The sequence below is a fragment of the Hyphococcus sp. genome (assembly GCF_965267305.1).
Taxonomy (GTDB): domain Bacteria; phylum Pseudomonadota; class Alphaproteobacteria; order Caulobacterales; family Parvularculaceae; genus Hyphococcus.
Genome location: NZ_OZ253945.1, coordinates 1,624,596 through 1,645,201 on the forward strand (window position 1 = coordinate 1,624,596; position 20,606 = coordinate 1,645,201).

Here is a 20,606-nt window from a genome sequence, read left to right on the forward strand (position 1 = left end):
CCGAAACATCGGGTCAGAGATCCAAAATCCGCGACGGATGAAGCTTTCCTTTTATCATGGACGTTAGCGCCGCAATATTTCCCGAAAGCCGTCCGCGATAGTCGACATAGGGATCGTTTCGAATGCTCTTCACCATATTGGCGACAACCGCGCGCCACAGAAAGCGCCAGCAATGCCTCGCCTGCATTGTTCCCTTCCTCATCAGATAAATCGGATTGGCGATTTGAGAGTACCCCATGCGAACGCCGCTGGTGCGCCCTCTTTTCACGCCGAGATGCACGCCCTTCGGCGCAGGGTGATAGATCACATCGCCATAGGCGCCGGCCTGGCCGGTATAATCGCGATCTTCCTGCCATGCATAAAGCGGAAGCTGTTCGTCAAAACGGACTTCTCGCGCCACCACGTTGCGGAACGCCATATTGCAGCCATAGACGGAAGAGACGAGCCGCGGCGCATTCCCTTGCGCCCAGCTGCGTCGGGGCGGCAGGCGTCCCTCAAGATAGGCCACAGCCTCGTCTTCGCTTATGCCCGCGCCATGAATGCCGTCGGCGATCACCTGACCCGTCACGCCGACGACATTTTCCTCCGCGAGGAAGACATTTCTGACCTGTTCCAGCCAGTCATCCGCAGGGCGAAAATCATCGTCAAAAAAGGCAGCGAACCAGGGCCCGGACTGGGCCCAGTCCGCGAGGGCCCGGTTCAGCCCGATATTGCGCTGCACAGAGCTGCCAGCCCGATCGGCGATGTATAGCCGGCAATCGATTTCAGCGAAGGCGGGAGCCTCCTTAAGCCCCTCGAGATCAGCAGGCTCTGTCCCAACGAAAATCACCCCTTTTGGCTTAATTGTCTGATTTGAAAGGGATAAAAGGAGGCGACAGGATTCCTCCGCACGCCCCTTCGTTGCGATAATGACAAAGGCGTCCATAAGCATCCCCGCTCTCCCCGCCGTCTTTAATATAGCCAGCCTCGGGGAAAGCTTGCAATTATTTTATTGCGCTGCAACATGAAACTTGACTTAAGCTCTGGCCGGAAATCTTCGTGACGGCTGGCGCCAAAAGCCATCACGGCCGACCGGAAGGCGCTCGACATGATCGGCACAATGGAAGCCAGAGACATTCCCGGGACAGCAGAGCATCGCCTCGCGAGCAGCTGCATCCTGAGGGGGTTGCCGTGACGCAAAAGCAATATCTGATGGTTTCCCGAATCGGAAAAAAAAGTCTTCATGATCGCTGGCTTTGTCCCGCCGCCGAGCGCGCTTACGACGTTGCGCTCAGCTCATACGACGAAACGGTCCCTGAAGCGGGCGGCGAAGGCGTATTTTTCGAATACCGCCCTGGACGCAAGGTCGAAGGGTATGACGGCTTTTTACGGGACAGGCGCAGCCTGTGGACGGGTTACAAATATATCTGTTTTTTCGACGAAGACCTTGAAACCGATGCGGACAATTTAAATCGCATGTTCGATCTGTGCGCATCGCACGATCTTAAAATAGCGCAGCCCGCCCTCACCCATGACAGTTATTTCACCTATGGCGCCCTTCTGCAGCAACCGGAATGGAGTCTGCGCTATGTGAATTTCGTCGAAATGATGTGCCCTGTTTTCCGCGCCGACATTCTCGGTCGCGCTGCCCCTCTCTATTCGCTTGGATATGAAAGCGGCATCGACCTTATCTGGTGCAACCTGGTCGCTGAGGGGCCCAATGACTTCGCCGTTCTTGACGGCGCGCCAGTTCGTCACACCGAACCTGTCGGTGGCAACAAATCCGCCAACGGGTTTAAAAACGGGCGGATCTACGAAGACGACATCTACGACATATTGGAGCGGTTCAACCTGCCTTGGCTGAGCTGCGTTCCCTACGAGGCGCAAGCTCTAAATGATAAAACCACGCAGTCGAAGCTCCGGTTTCTCGCCGCCGCATTCAATACGCTCCCGGCGGCCGCGAAACGGGAAAGTTCTCTTCAAAGACTTCGGGCCATTCTTGTGCATCTCCGCCATATCGCCATTCGCCCAGCGCGCAATATCAAGGTTGAATGGCCGGCAACCCTAAAAACTCGAAACAGTCCCGAGAGCATTGGAAACGCCCTGGCGGAAGGATAAGATATTTTGTCCGTAGACAGCGCTTTATTGGGTTCGCCCCCCTCTATCGGCATGGTCCGCGATAACGGAATGTGCACGGGGTGCGGCGCTTGCGCCTTCGCCTATCCTGATCGCTTCCGCATGAAACTCAACGATGACGGATGCTACGAACCGGAAGAGCTCGTCCAAGAAGACGGCGATATTGCTCCGGACGACGCGGGCGCCGCAATCTGCCCCATGTCCGGCGTCGGCCCTACTGAAGACGACATTGCGGCGTCGCAATGGCCGGACCTTCCGAATGATCTGAGCATCGGGCGCCACGCCTCGACGGTCGCCGCCCATGTCGCGGACGAGGCCAAACGCATGAAAGGCGGCTCAGGCGGACTTGTCAGCTGGATCTGCAGCGAACTCCTGAGGCGGGGCGATGTCGACGGGGTCGTGCATGTCCGCCCTGTCTCCAATGGTTCGGAGCTTCTCTTCGAATACGCTATTTCCGCCAGCGAGGATGAGGTTCTCGCCGCCGCAAAATCCCGCTACTATCCCGTGGAGATGTCCCGGGTGCTCGCCGAGACGACCGCAAGCGGGCGCCGATACGCCTTTGTCGGCGTTCCCTGCTTCATCAAAGCGCTGCGTCTTCTCAAGCATCAGGGCAAGCTGTCGGACGAGACCGCGCCTTATCTCGTCGGTCTCGTTTGCGGTCATCTCAAAAGCCGCTATTTCGCGGAGTATCTCGCCTGGCAGAAATCGGCTGCGCCGGGAACCCTGACAGGCTTCGATTTCCGTCACAAATTACCTGATCGTCCGGCCTCGGATTACGGGTTTTCGATGACCACCGGCAGCGGTGCGGAACGAACAACGAAAGCCTTTCCCATGGCCAGCGTGCACGGGCGCGATTGGGGAATCGGGCTTTTCAAACTCAGCGGCTGCGAATTCTGCGACGATGTAATGGCCGAATGCGCCGATATCGCGATTGGGGACGCCTGGCTGCCGGAGTTCATCGAAGACTATCGCGGCGAAAACATCGTTGTCCTGCGCGACCCGCATATCGCCGGGCTTGTGGAGGCAGGAGCAAAGTCGGGAGCGCTTTCAGTAACGCCGGTAACGCCGGAAGATGCCGCGCTCAGCCAGTCGAGCGGCTTGCGGCACCGGCGCGAGGGATTGGCCCATCGCCTCGCCCGCCGTCAGAAGGCCGGATTGTGGAGCCCGCGCAAACGCGTCGCCCCCAACATCGCCGGCGATCCGAAGCGGCAAGAGATCTATGACAACCGGATGGAAATCGCCTTCCGGTCGAATGCAGCGTTTTTCAAAGCGCGCAAAGCCGGAGACATTTCCCTGTTCGAAGCGGAAATGCAGCCTTTCATTTCAAGACTAATCACTCTGGGCCGCGGGTCGCTAAAAACGCGCGCTATTGGCAAACTGAAGCGGCTGGCCCGCAAGGTGCTGCCTATCTGAAAATTATCATGAAAACACAGACAAGCGCCGCGCCAGCGCAATCGTTGAACCTACGAAAATGATGCAGCAATACGACAGAAACAATTCATCCCGGAAGGCTTCATGAAAGTCGGAATCCTCACCTTGCCGCTCCACAACAATTACGGCGGCATGCTGCAAGCGGCGGCGCTTTACGCCTATCTGTCGGAGACCGGCCATCAGCCTGTCTTGCTAAGCAAAAAATTTGCAAAGCCCTATCATGTACGCCTGGCCGGACAGGTCCTGCGCGCGATTCCCGGCCACGATATCGGCGGCACGCACTCCATGGAACAGGAGCGCGCGCGACACTATCCGTTTCTTCGCGCCGCCATGCCCGAACGCAGCCCCATTCTTCATACGCTGAACGATCTTCAGAATTATGTGCGGCGCGCCGGGCTGGACGCCGTTATTGTCGGATCCGACCAGGTCTGGCGGCCGGATTATGTCGGCGAGGAAGATACGCGCGTTTTTTTCCTCGACTTCGACGCGTCGGCGCGCAAAATCGCCTATGCGGCCTCCTTCGGCAAAAGCGTGTGGACCCGGCCGGAGCGTCTTCCCGAAATCCGCCGGATGCTGAATGATTTCGACGCCGTGTCGGTACGGGAAGTTTCGGGAGCGGAGCTCTGCCGGACGGAGCTGCAGCGCGAAAGATGTGCGGTAACGCTCGATCCGACTCTTCTCGTCGATCTTGAGTTTTATGACCGCATCGCACCGAACGGAAACGCCGCCGCGGAACCATATGTCTTGAACTATGTGCTCGATCCGGCGCCGGCGATGCAAGCAGCGGGCAAGGAAGCGCTCGGCGCGGTCGGCGGCGGCCGCAAGGAAAAAACGATCTCGCTCGACGACGGATCGAAGACGGTGACGGTTCCAGACTGGGTGAACGCCTTCCGCGGCGCCGACTTCGTGGTCACCGATTCCTTTCATGGCACGATCTTCTCAGTGCTGTTTGGAAAGCCCTTCGTCTCTATTGGCAACGCCGAGCGGGGGCTGGACCGGTTCACGTCCCTACTGGGTCAACTGGGACTGGAGAACCGCCTGGTTCTTAACGGCGATCCGGAGAGTGTCCGCAAGATCGCCGCGACCCCGGTCGATTATGCCCCGATGCGAGACAAACTCGCCGTGCTGCGAACCCGTTCGGCCAATTTTCTGGCGGAAGCTCTCGGTTAGGCTCATGCTGGCATACCGCGAACAGCAAAGAGGCAAACCGGCCCAGACGGGCAGCAGATTTCGCCAGCCCCGCGGAGGCTTCATCCTTTCGAAAAGTTATATCGCGGCGATATTGAGTTTTTTGACTATGCCTTTGAAAAACGTCCGTACAGAATTCGCCGCGCTCCGCGCCGCTCATTCAAAGAGAACCGTTTGTGCAGGACGATAAGGGCGGTCAGCAACCGGGTTTCGGCGCAAGACTGGCGAAAGCCGGCGTCTGGTCCATTCTCGGCAAATTCACCGGCAGGCTGATCGACCTCTTCACGCTCATTGTTCTGACGAATGCTCTTCAGCCCAGAGATTTCGGCCTGGTGGCTCAGGCCATGACGGTCATTATCATCGTTGAATCCGTGACCTCCATGCCCATCGGGCAGCCTTTGTTGCGTATGAACGCGCCGGAACGCGCGGCCTATGATACCGGGTTCACGCTGACTTTTCTGCGCGCCATCGCAATAGCCGTTCTTATTGTTCTTTTATCTCATCCGCTCGCCTTGTTCTTTCACGAACCGCGCCTGCCGCCGCTGCTGGCCATTCTCGCCCTGGCGCCGATTCTGCGCGGCTGCATGAGTCCGGTGATGGTGGAATTCATCCGGGCTTACAATCTGCGTCCTGAGGCGATGATGGACATCGTTTCCAAACTGGCCTCTCTGGCGGTTGTTATTGTGATGGTCTGGCGAGCGCCGAGCTATTGGGCGATTATCGCAGCGACGGTCACGACGCCTTTCATCCTTTGCGCATTGAGTTACGCGCTGGCGCCGTACCGTCCGCGTTTCTCGTTGAAATATTGGCGCAGCTTCGCAGATGTGATCGGCTGGAACGCGGTTATCGAAAGCTTGAACTCGCTGATCGCCCAGATCGACAGGGTGCTTCTGGGCCGCGCGCTAGGAAATGCCGACTTTGGCCGTTATTCCGTTAGCCGCACGCTTGTTGATATTCCGCAACAGGCGATCTCGGCGCCCCTCACCCGGCCGATGATCGCCTCCTTCGCACAAGCCGAAAGCGAAACCCGCCGCCAGACGCTCTGGCTGAAATGCGCGCATTCCATGCTTTTCATTGTCGGGCCTGTGCTTGTCACCATGGCGATTTTCGCTGAAGAAATCGTGTTTGTCGTTACCGGACCGGACTGGAAAGGCGCGGGCGTTTTTCTTTGCGGCCTTGCGCTTGCCGTGTTGCCGTCGCTTCCCAACTATCCGCTGAACAGTCTTGCCATCTCCATGTACCGCACCCGACTGGCTGCCCAGAGAGTGTTCGTCCAGTTCTGCATCACCATTCCGCTGATGATCGCCTTCGTTTCCTGGCAAGGCGTTTACGGCGCCATTGCAGCGCGCGGCGTCATCAGCATCTTCATGCTCATTGTCTCAGCCCTGCTCGTTCGTCAGCTTCTCAATATCTCCGTCGTCAAACAACTGAGAATCCACTGGCGGACCGTGGCCGGCCTTGCCGGTATGTCGGTCACCATGCTGCTTTTCAAGGACTTCGTCGCGGGCGAAGGCTCCCGCTTTGCCGTCGCCGTGAAAGGCGGTCTTGTCTTCGCTCTCGGATACGCCGCGTATTTCACTGTCAATATGGGTCTCTGGCGGATTTTCGGGAAACCGCCATCGCTTGAATCGCTGATCGTCGCACAAACAAAGGCCGCGCTTCAGGGTCACTGGCGACGCCAGACCTCAAGGGCGCCTTAGTCCCAGGGACGCGCCGGATATCATTGCGAAGATGATGCCGGGATCGGGAGAAGCGCCCGCAACCAGCGCCGGCAGAAAAACCGCCATGGCGCCCCAAGCCAGGGCGGAACCGACATTCAATCGCAAATCATCCGTGACATGATAGGTCGATATGGCGAGCGGCTGCAGGACGCTGACTAAATACCACGCAAACGTCACGACGCCGATGACGCCTGTGCTGCCCATAATAGCCGTGGCGATGCTTGACGATCTGAAACTCCCCGCCCCAACGCCTATTCCGTAGGTCGAAACAAAAAAATCGATCCCTTGCATCGCCCAGGCCAGCCGCTCCTCGCCTGAATCGGACGCGCTCTTGTCTACTGTCAGCTTGCGCAGGACATCGAAAAAGGACTGGACCAGTTCGGGGCTCGACATGAAAAGAGTCAGCGCAGCCAAGACGCCCAGCATCGAGCCAGCGGACAAGGTCAGGATCAGTTTTGGCCGGAACATGGCGGACTGCACGACGCCACGCAGGACGAAAATGGCCATATAGGCGCCCAGCCCTACAATAGCCGTTGAAGACAGGGACAGTATCAGCATGAGCAGCAAGGCTGCAGCCCCTGTTCCCGTCGCGCGCGGCGAGATATCGCGCAGCCAAAGTTCAAAGCAGCAAACAAACCAGGGAAGCGCATAGGCCGCATAAGCGGAGGGCTCAGGAAATATCCCGTTAATTCTGATGAAGCCGTCTATCGCCTGATCGTGCTGCGCGTAATTGGCGTTGCGGAAAAACGCCAGAATCCCCTCCAGCGGCGTGCCGGTCAGTACGAGGTCGGCGACGCCAAAGCCCACATGCGCCCCTGCAATGATAATGATCGTCAACACCAGAACGCGGGGCGCAGCTTGCTGTTGAACCGCGATCCACGCCGAAAGCGCCGCCATCATCGTAGCGAGCATATAAAACGCCGTCGTGATGTGTTGATTGGTGAAATAGAGCGGCGCCGTGTCGAAGCGCGAAGTCAGCCCGCGCGGATTGAGCGGCACAACCTGAAATTCGCCGGCAAACATCAGCGGCAGGATAAAAGCCGACATGGCGCCGTATGCGCAAAAGACCACCAGCGGAAAATTACGGACAATGGCCGCCGGCATGAGCGCCGCCCGACCGGCGCCCGGAAGACAGACAGCGGCGGAGAGCACGATCATCGCAAGCAAGGATGGCCGCACGGACGAGCCGCCAAGCGACGTCAAGATCACCGCCGCGGCCCCGCCCATGAGGGTGAAAAGCATGACGGCGACCAGCAAGGACAGCGGCCCACGCGTGAGCATGAGGTAACCGCACACGGCCAGCACCGCCAAGCCAAAAATGCTCAGGCTCATGAGAGTTCGATTTCCCGCGCCGGGATTGTAGCCATGGCGGGGGCAGTCACCGGCGCCGCACCTGCTACTGCGCGCTCAACGACGGCCCGGAAATTCCGGTCGAAATGATGCGGCGCAAACCGTTTGGCGTTATCAATGGCGGCCGCCGGGTCGAAATCCGAAAGCCAGGTCTCGCAAGCCTCCACGGCCGCGATCAGCGCCTCAGGCGTTTGCTCGTGAAAGAACAGGCCTGTCTTGCCGTCAACGATGGTTTCCAGGGCGCCGCCACGGCCATAGGCGATGACCGGCCGCCCCGAGGCGTTGGCCTCCACTGGAATGATGCCGAAATCTTCCTCAGGCGGAAAAATCAGCGCGCGACAGGCAGCGTAGGCGCGGCGCAGCTCATCGAAGGAAAGACGCTCGACGATGTCGATATTCGGCCCGGCGCGTTTTGCAATGTCTTTCGCAAGCTCTCCGGTTCCCACCATCAATAAAGGCAGGCCCAGTTTCGTGAAAGCGTCGGCGACAAGATCGGCGCGTTTGTAGGGCGTCATCTGCCCGACCCACAGATAGCGGCCCGTCACGTCCGCCGATAGTTGGAAGAGGTCCGTTTCAACCGGGGGATGCACCACAATCGCATCCCGGCCCCACGATTTTGCAATGCGCTTGCGGATGAAGTGGGAATTTGCGACGAAGGCGTCGACCCGGTTCGCCGAGGTCGCATCCCAGCCGCGCATGTAATGGAACATCAGCGGCATGGCGGCGCGCGCGACGGCGCCGGCCTGCGAACGGTAATCGTGATAATGATCCCACAAATACCGCATGGGCGAATGACAGTAACACACATGCGCCGCCGAAGGCGGCGAGATCACGCCCTTGGCGGGACCGGATTCGCTGCTGATGACGAGATCGTAGCCTCTGAGATCAAGCCCTTCGAGGGCCATGGGCATGAGCGGCAGATATTTTTGATAATGCTTTTTCGCCTGAGGGAGATTTTGGATAAACGACGTTTTCACCGTGCGGCTGCGGATTTTTTTCGACACCGCCGCGGGATCGTAGACATGCGTAAAAATGTCGGCTTGCGGATAAAGGTCGAGGAGACGTTCAAGCACGCGCTCGCCGCCGCGCATGGCGACAAGCCAGTAGTGAATGATCGCAACCTTCAACATGACTGAAACCGCGCCTCAATTCCTTCCATGTTTCAGGCGAAATAGTGTCCGATATACTTGTTGCTGTAAGACAGCGTGTCCTCAACGCCGAAGCGGCTTTGCAATTTGGCGTTGACCCTTGTGAGCGCGACGCCGACTGCGCCCATGGACGCCTCCGGCAAGGTGCGGATCGCCTGTCGCACGGTGTTGACGCGGGTTTTGCGCCAGTGGACCGCAAAGAGGACAAAATCCGCATGCGCTGCAATCTTTCGCGCCTCAGCGAACGGCATGACTGGCGCGCCGTCGAGAATAATCACGTCGTAACGGCTTTTCAGATCGCCGATGAACTTCGCGAACCGCTCGTCGTCAGCGAATTGTTCGTTTTCCCGGCTGGCGTCGGTGTTTTTCAGGATATCCGGACGGTCGGGCCGGGTTGTTATGACCGCGTCGTCAAGCGACGCCCGGCCTTCGAGCACGTCGATAACCCCGATCTCCACGGGCTTGCCATTGAGCCGCGATAGGTCGCGTTTCATCCGGTCGCAATCAACGATGATGGTTTTTTCGCCTGTCCGCGCCGCCGCAATGCCGAGCGCCGCGGTCAGCGTCGTCTTGCCTTCATCGGGCACGGCGGAGGTTACATAAATCACATGCGGTCCCGGCTGGCCGAGACGGAACTGGATCGAGGTCATGAGACTCGACAAGCTTTCCGACAACGGCGAGTGCGGGTGGCTGGTCAGTGTCGAGAGGACGCTCTTGCCACGGGGCGACACGGTGTGATTGAGCGGCACTGCGCCCATGGCGGGCACGCCGATCTTTTGTTCGACTTCCGTCGTCGACGTAAAACCGCCATAGGTCATTTCCATGATGAAGGCGACAACCGCAGCCACGGTTCCGCCCAGCATGACGCCGAAGATGAGATTTAAGGGAACGTTCGGCTTGCTGGGCGCCCCCGGAACGCGCGCGGCGGTGATGATGCGCGCGTCAGCTTTTTCGACGCCTTCGCGCGCGACAGTTTCCTTGTAACTGTTGAGAAAGCTTTCATAGAGCGCCTGTGAGGCGCGGGCGCGGCGTTCAAGATCGCCGAGCTCCACCGACGCGGTGTTGTTTTTCGCAAGCTCTTCCTTGAGCTGATTCAAACTGGCGGTCAGTGATGCAACACGCTGGCGCGAGACATTGTATTTGCCTTCAAGCCCGGAAATCACCCGGTTGATCTCGGTCTGAATCTGCTCGTCGATATCGCGAAGCTCTGCTTCGCCTTGTTTCAGCTCCGGATGATCGGGGCCGTAGCGTCCGCGCAGGTCCGCCAGACGCACGCTGATGCTGGCCCGCTGAGCGCGCAGGGAAGATACGACGCCGGAGGCGAGCACATCGCCCACATCGTCCCCCGGCGAACCGACTTCGAGCCGCTGGCGCGCCGTCGTCAGCCGCGCCGCGTCTTCCGCCGCCACGGCTTTCGCCTGGGCAAGCTGCTGGTTCAGCGCCGAGATGTCCTGCTCCGTCAGGGTGGCGCCGGTGGTGCTCAACATGTTGTTGGCGATGCGGAACTCCTGCACCCTTTCCTGATCGCTCTGCGCCTGCTGGCGCAACTCTTCGATCTTGAGGTTTAGAAAATCGGCGTTGCCGCGACTCGACTGCTGTTTGCGGGTGAGCTGGTCCTGCACATAGGCGCTCGCATAAGCGTCAGCCATTTGCGCGGCGCGATAAGGATTGCTGTGAATATAGGTGATCTGCAGCGAATAGGTGTTGCCGATGCGCGAGGCGCGCAAACCGCGGCGCAGATAATCCGCCACGATCGGCCGCGAGGCCTGCAGCGCTTCTTCGGTCGGGGCTGGTACCGGAACATCCTCGGCGCCAAGCAAGCGCGCCAGGAAAGACGGCCGCGCGCCCACCGATAAGAGAAGCGGGCTGAATTCCGGATCGTGAACAAGGTCGAGCGCGTCGACAATCGTCAGCGCAAGTTCGCGGGAATAAAGAATGCGCAACTCGGTGCTGAGCTCGGCTTCCCCGCGCAGAATTTCTGCGCCTTCTTCAAGCACATCCGGCGTCGCCTCCCCCCTCGTGTTGAGAACGACCTCCGCCGAGGCCGTATATTGTTTCGGCGTCGTGAAAGTCTTCACCACCGCCAGCGTGAAAATCGCCAGAAAAATCGCAATCGCGAGACCCAGACGCCGGAGAAAAAGACTTTTAATGAGATCTAGATCGATGCGGTCGCCGCCCCGCGCCGCGTCGAACGCCGATTTTTGACGGGCGCCCTGTTCGGCCCGCCACATTTGCGCGTCTCTCGGCGTGATGATCTCAGGCAAGCTCATCCGGCTTTCCTATCTTCCCTTTTTGATCCTCAGATCCTTGCTTTCATCGCCCGTCTGCATTGCTCGCCTTCAAGCCATCACCGACAGCCGGAAGGCGAGCGTGAAACGATCGAAATCCTGCCCTGGCGCCGCCGCTGACGACAGCGCGCGATCCGCGTAAGACCCGCGCACGCCAATCGCCACATGCCGGTTCAGTTTGTAGTCGCCGCCAAGACGCGCATCATAGCGTTCCGCAGTCGCATCGAGGTTTTCAAAATTTTCCCGCGCATAGCCTATAGACCCTGTAATGATGAGATTGCGCAGAAGTTCGTAATCGGCCGTAACCGATGTGCGCGTTAGTGTAACAGCATCCACTTGCGAAAACGCGCTCGTCACGATTTCCTGTCCGCTTTTTAAGGCGATGCTGAGCAATGGCGTCGGATGCCAGTCGACAGACGCCGCAACGCTTAAACCTTCAAAGTCGGCATAACCTTCATCGGTAAAATCAGTTTTGCGATAGCCGACGATGACGCTGCTGCTGACAAGTTCGGTTAAATTGTAAGAAAAACCGCCCCCGGCTGAGAGCGATCGCGAATCCCGGCTGGGCTCTGCAGCATCCTCATTTGTGAAATTGCTTTTCGATACCATTCCGTTGGCGAGCAGCGCCATGCGCTCGCTGACATCGACGCTTAGCGTCGTTGAATTCGAGAATGCGTTCCGGTCGCGGAAATCCTGGCTGACCGGGCCGTCCGCCGTCTCAACGTCGCCGTAATCGATGTTGGAGAAAGACGTTTCGTTGCGCACGCCGAAACCGCCGAAATCATGACTAAGCCCCCCAGAAATATCGACGGATTTGCGTTCAAGCGGCGCGCCGAAACCGAGATCGTTTTCGCTCGTGCCGCGCGCCGCCTCCTGATTGCGATATGCGGCTCTGGCGTAATAGTTCGTGGACTGTCCGATGAGCCCGCCCGTCGCGAGCGAAGCGGAATAGTTGTTTCGGTTCTGTTCGGTGAGGTCGAAATACCGGTTCGTCTCGGCGGTCAGCGACGCCTGCAGGAATCGGCGCGGGCGCACATAGCGCATGTCGAGCACGCCCGAAACCGTTGCCGCGCCGTCCGATTGCGCATCGGCGCCGCTGCTCAGGACGTTGTTGTCGAGGCGCACGCCGCTATCGATGCGCGGCAGCAGCTTCACGCCGCGAATGTCAAAGCCTTTCGCCTCATATTCCGATTGCACGCGCTTTCCGGCGACATCAGGCGGAGAGGCGACGAAAATATCCTGGGCGGACGCGTTCTTTGCCGTGACCGCGGCGAGGGCGCCCGCTGCGGCGCGTAAGACATTGCGATGCCGACATACTCCGTTCATCGCCTCCAAACGCCTGTCTCCCTCACCTCAATGAGCGGGCCGGACGTCCCCCCGACCGTCATTGGCGCAGCGCGCGCCGGGCGGAGTTACAAGCAGTTGTAAAATCCGCGGCTTGGCGCATATGATAGCCGAAATTGGTGCGCTGCACAATGATTATGCCGCAGTGCGCAAAACCGGAGGCGGGTAGCGGATCATGAAACCATGAAAACGCCGGCCAGAAGCACGCATGGAAAACCGCCTCGGCTTTTCCTGAAACCTTTTCAGCAGGTTGTGAGCGGCATAGTGATTATGTGCGCAGCTCTCCTTATCGTTTCGCAAGCTGGGCAATGGCTTCCCGCCGCCGATATGCTTAACCATGTGCTGCCGCAATTACTTATCTTTTCGGCAATATTTGTTGCAACGCAGCTAGGACTTTCCATCCGTCATCGCGCAAGTCTTTTGCCCCCGCTCGCCGCCGCCTGTCTCGTCATCGCCGTCGCGGGCCGCATGGTGCTGCCCGAACTCGCGGCGGAGCGTCCTTCTCGTCCGGATGCAGCCGACAAAACCTACCGTTTCGCCGTCTACAACGTGAAGCAGAGGAATGTGGCGCCGCTGGAGGTCGCCGACTGGCTCACCCACAACGCTTTCGACTTCGCAGTCTTGCTCGAGGCGGACGCGGATATCGTCACCGCGATCGCCCTCGCTTATCCACACGCCGTCAACTGTCTTGGAAACCGGCATCGCTGCTCCACGGTCGTCCTTTCTGCGCGCGCGCCAGTCGAAAGCGAAGGCCTCGCCAAAGGCGATCCCCAGAACCGCAAAACCCTTTCGGCAGTGAAAACATCGTTCTGCATCGACGGCCAGAAACTGACCATTGTGGGCGCGCATCTTTCGCGGCCATGGCCGCCTTCCGCGCAAAACCGCGACCTTAAAGATCTCGCGCGCCACCTCGCCTCGATCCATGACCGCAATGTCATTGTCGCGGGCGACTTCAATCTGACGCCCTGGTCGTTCAAGTTCCGCGCCTTCGACCGCAAGGTCGATCTCATGCGCATCACCCGCGGCCTCTTTTCATGGCCGGCGGACCGGGCGACGCCGCCGCTTCTGCCCCTCGATCATATTTTCGTCAGCCGCAGCGTGCGCGCCACCGCGCCCGAGACCGCGCCGCCGAACGGATCCGATCATCGTCCCGTGGTCATGAGCTTTTCTCTCATGCCGGGTGGAAGCGCGCCGGACAGCGCCTGCGCAGGCAGTCCGCGATGACGAACAGCACAGAATATTCTCCTGAATTCCGGTTGATACTCAGTCTTCTTTCCGAGCCCGAAATACGCCCAGCCGCGCCGTTCGACATTGATTGGGCGGAGTTTTTCCGATTGATCCGACGCCACCGCATCGATGGTCTCGCCGCGAATTTGCTCCTTCAGAACGAACTCCTCAAAACCTTTGTCCCTGCCGAAGCCTTCGCAGGCTTCGCCGAGATGCAGCGCCAGTCTCTCGCGCGGGAAATGGCGTCGCTGGTCGAAGCGAAGTCCATCCTCAATATCCTTGCGGCGAACGACCTTGAGCCCATCCTTTTAAAAGGGCTGACGCTGTCGCACGGCGCTTTCGGCAGGATCGGCTGGCGCAATAATTACGACACGGATATTTTGTTACATCCGGACGACATTCCCGCCGCAGACCGGCTCCTACGCAAACAAGGTTATGCCCGCTTCGAACCGGGAGAAGATGTCAGCGAGCGCGCCTGGGCTGCATGGCGGCGCCGGCGCAAGGACGCCGCCTACCGCAATGACAAGACGGGTTCCGTCATCGAACTGCACTGGCGTTTATTCGACAATCGGGCGGTTATGAAAGGCCCCTTCCCGACAACAAAGGTCACCCTGCTCGGCAATCTCGATTGCGTCATGCTCGAGCCGGATTTCAACGTCGCCTATGTCTGCTGCCACGGCAGCCAGCACGCCTTTTCAAGACTGAAATGGCTCGCCGATGTCTATTTCCTCGCCCGCAAAAGCTCAGGGGACGATCTGACAGCGCTCTATGGGGCGGTGGATGATTCCTATACGCGCGCCGCGATGGCGCAGGCACTTCTCCTCTGCAACAAGTTCTTCGCGCTTCCCCTGCCCGCTGCGCTCGTTGAAGACGGTGTTTTCAAGAAGCGGAATGTCAGGCTCGCAGCCTGGATGGCGGAAAAGACCCTCACACGCGGCGGCAGCCGGGAGATCGAATCGCTTCCCTTCGGCGCCACGCTGAAAACGCTCAGTCATTATGTGATGAGCCCGGCTCCCGCTTATCTCGCCCAAGAGGCGGTTTTCGACCTGCGCGAAAAATTCCACAAGAGGGCCACAATATAGCGTAGAGGCGCAATATGTGCCGCAACGCAACAAAATTTTTGTTGCGGTAGCGAAAAAGATGTTGACACTACTGGGCGGACAGCGCGTAGGGTTAATAGTCGTTCGTAATGTTGCGTTTTTCAAAACCGTCTATTCGCACGGAGGGGGTTATGCAGAAGAAAGTATATGAGACGCCTGCGCTCGAAGAAGCAGGGTCTTTTGAAGATGTGACGCTCGCCATACAGGGCGGCGCGATTGTCGATCAGGAATTCATCAACGCTGTTGTCCTTGGCGGCCCCGTTCCGCCCGGCGGCGCGTTCTCCTGATAACGCGCCCTTGAGGGTAGCGCTATTTACCGCGTGCATATTCGCGGAGCCGCGCCATGTATGTTGTACCTGATCGCGTAGTTGCGGCGCCTGTGCCGGAAGGCGTCGCCATTCTAAACACGCAAACCAACCGTTATTACACGTTGAACTCAGTCGGCGAGTTTATCTGGCGGGGCTTGTGCGCCGGACAATCCGGCGACGCCATCGTCGCCGGACTTTCAGAGGAGTACGATGTCGATCCGGTCCTGGCGCGTTCGGATTTGACGGCGCTTCTCGGCAAACTTGAAGCCGCGGGTCTGATTACGGAAGCCCCTTATTGCGGAAATACATGAGCCAGCATGACCGGCCATTCTCCGGCGCGGCGTTTCGCTCCGTACGCCTCCTCTTACTGGCCTGGTTCAGTCTTCTTTTCTTTCGCCTGACGCTTTCCGGTCTCGGATACAATCTTTCGAAACGCGCATTGCGCGCGGAAGAAGAAGGCGTACGGCCGGCGTCTCCCGCTTTCGCGCGGCGCACAGCCCTCGCCGTCAACCGCGCAAGCCGTTTCGTTCCGCGCGCGACCTGTCTGGTGCGGGCCATGGCGGCGAAATTCCTGCTCGACAGAAAGGGTTACGCTTCCTCGATTTGCGTCGGCGTCGCCAAGGAGGCAGGGACGCCGTTAAAAGCCCACGCCTGGCTTAAAAGCGGGGACCTGATCGTCGTCGGCGATGAAGAGCGCCAGACCGCACGCTATGCGCCTTTCATGAAAAGCGTCTGAGATGGGCGCGCTCGCAGGCATTTGCGCAGCGCCGGGCGCTTCATGGCGGGATGAACGCCTGAGCGCAGCCGGGCGGGACGCCCTCTCGGCTATCCAGGGCTCAGGTCTCGACGCGTCGGCGCACCGGTTTCATGACGGCGTTCTCTTAAGCGTTGCAGGCTACGCCGGTCTCGACGGTCTTTATCATAATAATCAGGGAAACGCCGCCGCGATCGAAGGCCGACTCGACGACGTCGCCGATCTCGCCGACGCCCTTGGCGTCGCCGGACAGTTCACTGATCCGGCGCTGCTCCTCGCCGCCTATGAGCGTTGGGGCATTGACGTTGTCGAAAAGCTCAACGGCAATTTCACCTTCGCCCTGTGGGACGCTGGTAAAAAACGGCTTTTTATAGCGCGGGACAAAATCGGTTTCGGCCCGCTTTATTATGCGGTTCAGGACGGCGCCCTGATTTTCGGCTCGCGCATGGAAGCGCTGCTCAAGATCGCGCCGCGACTGCGCGCAGGAATTCGCAATGAAATTCTGGAAGACTATGCGGTGGGGGCCATCGCGCGCGACGAAAACCGGACGCTTTATCAGGGTGTAAAGCGCCTTCGTCCCGCAAGCATGCTCATTTTTGAAAACGGCGTCGCGGATGTAAAAACCTACTGGCGCCTTTCTCCGAAGAATTTTGCGGGCGATCCGCGCGAGGAATTTCTGGCGCGCTTCACAAAAGCCGTGCAGCGGCGCCTGCGCGGCGCGAGCCAGACTGCGTCATCGCTCAGCGGCGGCCTCGATTCCTCTTCCATCACCTGTCTTCTGCACAAACGCATCGCCAGCGGCGGAACCCGCCCACCCATTGCGCTTTCAAGCGTCTTCGACGGCAAGAACGGCCCCGATGAGCGCGACTATATGGAAGCAGTATGGCGCACCCTGCCCGCCGCATCGGAAAAACTGGTGGTCGATTCGAGCAATGTCGCCGCCTTTGAGAAACTCGGCCGGATAACCGACGCGCACAGCCAGCCCTTATGGATGCCCAACGCCGCCATCGCCATGCATCCTGTGGAAGAGCTGCGCGACAGGACTGGCGCCAACATCCTATTGCATGGGCATGGCGGAGACGAGGTGGTTTATCACGGCGCCACCTATCTTTTCGAACTCGCCGATGACGGGCGATGGGGCGCGTTGTGGCGCGAACTCGATATGGAAGCGATCAGCCGCAAGCCCGCCCACAAGCCCTTCTATTTTCTGTGGCTGATGCTAACGCTCGGCCCCGCGGCGAATACGGTCTGGCGCGTGCGGCAGGCGGCGGCGCGGCGCCTTTGCAAAGGGAACGCTCTTGGCTGGCCGCTCGGCGCCGACTACTGGCCGCGCCATGTGCGCGCGAAATACGAAAACGATCCGTCCTTGTTTGCGCGTTACGCGCCCCCCCGGCCGGGCGGAGAACTGCGCGCGCTGCCGCGATCCCAGCGCGACCATCTGATGATCCTCACGGACCCGCTGCAGGCCTATGGCCGCGAAGCCCTGCATCATCAGTATGCCGGCGCCGGGGTCGAGATCCGCTATCCCTTCTGGGATTCGGACCTCGTTGAATTTTGCCTGTCGCTCCCCGGTTCGGAGAAATGGAAAGACGGGCTCAGCCGATCGATCCTGCGGCGTTCCATGAACGGTCTCCTGCCCCCTGAAGTGGCGGCGCGAAAAGACAAATACAATTTCAAAGGCTATCTGGCGCGCAGCATGCGCAATGGCGGCGGCGAGGACGTCATTGCAGACGCCGTTTACGGTCAGGCGGATGTGCTCGCGCCCTATTTCGATGTGAAGAAACTACAGGAGACTTTCGAAAAGTTTCGGGGCGGCGACGATCTGCAGGAGGGCGTTGCGCTGTTCGCGCTCTGGCGCGCGGTGATCCTCGGATCCTGGCTGCAAAAGCATCATGGGGCCGCGGCTTATGTCCACTAATCCGCGCTTCACCTATCATTGTTACGGCCAGCATATTCATTCCGATTTTCCGTTTCAGGAAATGGCTGAAGTCGAGACGGCCGCGCCCGACCTTGTCATCACCGGCAGCAATCGGTTTCTGGGCCCGCCCGCCGAAGAGCAGATGGCGGAGTTCCTGCCTGACCGGCAATATTTCGATTTTCCGGGCGTCATTCAGGCGGAAATCACCGACGCGTCGCATCTTCAGATCGCGCTCTATCCCGGCGCCGCGGTGGAGATGCTGGGCCTGCCGGTGCTGGGCCCGATCATGGCGACAGTGCTTCATTATAAAGGCTATCTGGTCATTCACGGCAGCGGGCTCGTCATGGACGGCAAGCTCAATGTTTTTATCGGCCATCGCGGCGCCGGGAAGTCAACAACGGCGGCATGTCTTCTCGAACGCGGCCACCAACTTTTCAGCGATGATCTTATCGTCATCGACCTCTCCGATCCTTCGCACCCCATGGCGCTCGCCGGCTATCCCGCGACCAAGGTCGCGCCGGAGATTGCGGAGCGGTTTCACCCTGTCGCGGCGCATGCGCTTTCCAATGGCGGTTACGCCTATCCGAAAGAGCGTTTTCGAATCGTGCAAACACCGCCGCCCCGGACCATGCCTATAGAGGCTGTCTATGCGCTTGAACGAAGCGCGGATGCAGCGCTTCAGACGCTCGATTTCAAAGCCGCGCTCGATGCGCTGATGCAGAACTCATACATGCTGAAATATGGCGCGGCCCCCATGGCTGCAGGCCGCGGCGCGGCGCATTTCATTCAGGTGACCCAGCTTGCAACGCGCGTTCCCGTCAAAAGATTGAAGACGCCCTCGACCCTCGATGCGCTGCACCGGATCGAACCGCTTTTGCTGGGGGCCGCCTGAATGAAACGGGACGCGCATCCATTTCCTGATGGCGGCAAGGAAACCGCCAATCGCGAGACCATAAGACAGCTTCTCGGCCGCATCATCGCCGACCGGAAAGGCGCCTTCTGGCTTGCCGCATTTTTGCTGCTGCTCACTGGCGCAAGCGAAGGCGTTTCGATTGCACTTCTTATTCCGCTGATCGGACTTATCAACACCGACGCTAACACAATCGATGCACCGCTTCCCTCGGGGTTATGGGACGGCGAAACAATCTCCGCCAGTCTCGGCGCATTCCTTATTGTCTTTCTCTTCGTCATCGGTTTACGCGCGGCGCTCGTCCACGCCTCCGCGCTGACGAGCGACCGGCTGGTGCAGGATTATGTGAACACTGTGCGGCTCCGGCTTTTCGACAGCGTCCTTCATGCGAAGTGGTCTTACCTTTCGGGTCTTCGCAATGCCGATCTTTATCACGCACTGACGGCTGACATCGACCGCCTTCAGGCGACAGTCACCGTCATCATGGAGCTGCTGAAATCGGCGATTCTCATTCTGATTTATCTATCCCTGTCGTTCTTCATCTCCTGGCGCCTGACGCTTGTTTCAGCGGCGATCGGCGCGCTTCTGATTCTTGCGCTCCGGCCCTTGCGGCGGCGCGCGAGTTCTCATGGCGAGACCTACACGGCGGCGCGGCGCGAACAATCGCGCATCATTTCGGACTTTCTCGACAACATGAAAGTCTCGAAAGCCTATTCTGCAGAGGACCGGTTTTCGCAAACCCTCGGCGCCTCCATGAGCGGGTTGCGCGAAACCGTCATTTCGTTTTTGCAGCTGTCTTCCCGGGTCAATCTCATCATCCAGATGACGTCCGCCATAGCACTCTGCGTCATTGTCTATCTGGCGCTGACTGCATTTGACATGACGGCGGCGGGGACGCTCGCGATCCTTGTGCTTTATTTCCGCTTTGCGCCGAAAGTCTTGCAGCTTCAGACCTACGCCCAAACCCTCAACAGCAATGCAAGCGCGATGCAGAACGTCCTTTCGCATATGCGCGAGGCGGAAAAAGCACGGGAAGCAGCAGGAGCATCAATCCCTGCGGCGCCGGCGAAACTCACTCATGAGATCCGCCTGAAAGACGTCAGTTTCACTTACGAAAACGGCAAGAAGGCGATCCTCGACGCGAGCTTCGTCATTCCGGCGAACCGCATCACCGTGCTTGCGGGGCCCACTGGAAGCGGCAAGAGCACGCTCGCCGATCTCCTGATGGGCATGATGGCCCCGCAGGCCGGAGTGATTGAAATCGACGGCGCGATCCTCAACGACCGTCTCTCCGGTTCATGGCGTCGCGCCATCGGTTATGTGCCGCAGGATCCTTTTCTGTTTCACGGAACCGTCCGGGAGAATCTCCTTCTCGCCGACGGAAGCGCAGACGAAACCGCGCTGTGGGAGGCGCTTCGCGCCGCGCATGCCGAAGCGCTGGTCCGGAATCTTCCCTTGGGACTCGAGACAATTGTCGGACACCGGGGCCAGCTTCTTTCCGGCGGCGAGCGCCAGCGCCTCATCCTTGCGCGCGCGCTTCTGCGCAAGCCCGCCCTCTTGGTGCTGGACGAAGCGACCAGCGCCCTCGACTGGGAGCATGAAGATCTGATCGCCCGATCGCTGGAGGAGCTAAAAAAAGAAGTGACGATTGTGATGATCGCTCACCGCCGGCGCATGATCGCCTTGGCCGATCATGTCATCATCTTGAATGAAGGCGCCGTTGTTGAACAAGGCGCGCCTAACGACCTGCGTAGCGACGCCGATGGGTATCTCGCGAAACTTGACAGCAGCGGAAGCGCCTGAC

At 59.3% G+C, this 20,606-nt stretch carries 17 protein-coding genes; 12 read left to right on the plus strand and 5 right to left on the minus strand.

Going from position 1 to position 20,606, the window contains the following annotated elements:
* Nucleotides 1–13: 13 nt before the first annotated feature.
* A complete protein-coding gene (locus ACQY5P_RS07680; RefSeq protein WP_428410149.1) occupies nucleotides 14–931 on the minus strand; it encodes a glycosyltransferase family A protein in 918 nt (305 codons plus the stop codon).
* A gap of 239 nt (nucleotides 932–1,170) precedes the next feature.
* On the opposite strand from ACQY5P_RS07680, the gene ACQY5P_RS07685 reads away from it, so the two are divergent.
* The 4 genes from ACQY5P_RS07685 (at nucleotide 1,171) to ACQY5P_RS07700 (ending at nucleotide 6,434) form a co-directional block, all read left to right on the plus strand.
* Nucleotides 1,171–2,097, plus strand: coding sequence for a hypothetical protein (locus ACQY5P_RS07685; protein ID WP_428410150.1), 927 nt, complete (start codon nucleotides 1,171–1,173; stop codon nucleotides 2,095–2,097).
* A 6-nt stretch (nucleotides 2,098–2,103) separates the two neighbouring features.
* Nucleotides 2,104–3,528, plus strand: coding sequence for a Coenzyme F420 hydrogenase/dehydrogenase, beta subunit C-terminal domain (locus ACQY5P_RS07690; protein WP_428410151.1), 1,425 nt, complete (start codon nucleotides 2,104–2,106; stop codon nucleotides 3,526–3,528).
* Between the two features lie 102 nt (nucleotides 3,529–3,630).
* Nucleotides 3,631–4,716 (plus strand): polysaccharide pyruvyl transferase family protein, encoded by a 1,086-nt coding sequence (locus ACQY5P_RS07695; RefSeq protein WP_428410152.1) that lies wholly within the window; start codon nucleotides 3,631–3,633, stop codon nucleotides 4,714–4,716.
* Nucleotides 4,717–4,910: 194 nt separating this feature from the next.
* The gene (locus ACQY5P_RS07700) at nucleotides 4,911–6,434 is read left to right on the plus strand and encodes an oligosaccharide flippase family protein (RefSeq protein ID WP_428410153.1); all 1,524 of its coding nucleotides are present in this window, start codon (nucleotides 4,911–4,913) and stop codon (nucleotides 6,432–6,434) included.
* Here ACQY5P_RS07700 and ACQY5P_RS07705 read toward each other — a convergent pair.
* From ACQY5P_RS07705 to ACQY5P_RS07720, 4 genes are all read right to left on the minus strand, one after another.
* A complete protein-coding gene (locus ACQY5P_RS07705; RefSeq protein WP_428410154.1) occupies nucleotides 6,420–7,787 on the minus strand; it encodes a glycoside hydrolase in 1,368 nt (455 codons plus the stop codon). The genes ACQY5P_RS07700 and ACQY5P_RS07705 overlap by 15 nt on opposite strands.
* Nucleotides 7,784–8,935 (minus strand): glycosyltransferase, encoded by a 1,152-nt coding sequence (locus ACQY5P_RS07710; protein WP_428410155.1) that lies wholly within the window; start codon nucleotides 8,933–8,935, stop codon nucleotides 7,784–7,786. The genes ACQY5P_RS07705 and ACQY5P_RS07710 overlap by 4 nt, the downstream gene beginning before the upstream one ends.
* A 32-nt stretch (nucleotides 8,936–8,967) precedes the next feature.
* Nucleotides 8,968–11,223, minus strand: a complete 2,256-nt coding sequence (locus ACQY5P_RS07715) for a GumC family protein (RefSeq protein ID WP_428410156.1) — start codon at nucleotides 11,221–11,223, stop codon at nucleotides 8,968–8,970.
* A gap of 69 nt (nucleotides 11,224–11,292) precedes the next feature.
* Nucleotides 11,293–12,567: an outer membrane beta-barrel protein gene (locus ACQY5P_RS07720; protein WP_428410157.1), complete on the minus strand. Its 1,275-nt coding sequence runs from the start codon at nucleotides 12,565–12,567 to the stop codon at nucleotides 11,293–11,295.
* 288 nt (nucleotides 12,568–12,855) lie between these two features.
* Between ACQY5P_RS07720 and ACQY5P_RS07725 the strand changes: the two genes are divergently transcribed.
* The 8 genes from ACQY5P_RS07725 (at nucleotide 12,856) to ACQY5P_RS07760 (ending at nucleotide 20,605) form a co-directional block, all read left to right on the plus strand.
* Complete coding sequence (locus ACQY5P_RS07725; protein ID WP_428410158.1) at nucleotides 12,856–13,809, plus strand: endonuclease/exonuclease/phosphatase family protein; 954 nt, start codon at nucleotides 12,856–12,858, stop codon at nucleotides 13,807–13,809.
* The gene (locus tag ACQY5P_RS07730; protein WP_428410159.1) at nucleotides 13,806–14,894 is read left to right on the plus strand and encodes a nucleotidyltransferase domain-containing protein; all 1,089 of its coding nucleotides are present in this window, start codon (nucleotides 13,806–13,808) and stop codon (nucleotides 14,892–14,894) included. Before ACQY5P_RS07725 ends, ACQY5P_RS07730 begins: the two co-directional genes overlap by 4 nt.
* A gap of 149 nt (nucleotides 14,895–15,043) precedes the next feature.
* Entirely contained in the window at nucleotides 15,044–15,199 is a 156-nt protein-coding gene (locus ACQY5P_RS07735) for a lasso RiPP family leader peptide-containing protein (protein ID WP_428410160.1), read from the plus strand.
* A 56-nt stretch (nucleotides 15,200–15,255) separates the two neighbouring features.
* Nucleotides 15,256–15,531, plus strand: a complete 276-nt coding sequence (locus ACQY5P_RS07740; protein WP_428410161.1) for a PqqD family protein — start codon at nucleotides 15,256–15,258, stop codon at nucleotides 15,529–15,531.
* Complete coding sequence (locus tag ACQY5P_RS07745; RefSeq protein WP_428410162.1) at nucleotides 15,528–15,956, plus strand: lasso peptide biosynthesis B2 protein; 429 nt, start codon at nucleotides 15,528–15,530, stop codon at nucleotides 15,954–15,956. Before ACQY5P_RS07740 ends, ACQY5P_RS07745 begins: the two co-directional genes overlap by 4 nt.
* Nucleotide 15,957: 1 nt before the next feature.
* Entirely contained in the window at nucleotides 15,958–17,892 is a 1,935-nt protein-coding gene (locus tag ACQY5P_RS07750) for an asparagine synthase-related protein (RefSeq protein ID WP_428410163.1), read from the plus strand.
* Nucleotides 17,882–18,784 (plus strand): hypothetical protein, encoded by a 903-nt coding sequence (locus ACQY5P_RS07755; RefSeq protein WP_428410164.1) that lies wholly within the window; start codon nucleotides 17,882–17,884, stop codon nucleotides 18,782–18,784. The genes ACQY5P_RS07750 and ACQY5P_RS07755 overlap by 11 nt, the downstream gene beginning before the upstream one ends.
* A complete protein-coding gene (locus ACQY5P_RS07760; protein WP_428410165.1) occupies nucleotides 18,785–20,605 on the plus strand; it encodes an ABC transporter ATP-binding protein in 1,821 nt (606 codons plus the stop codon).
* Nucleotide 20,606 lies beyond the last annotated feature (1 nt).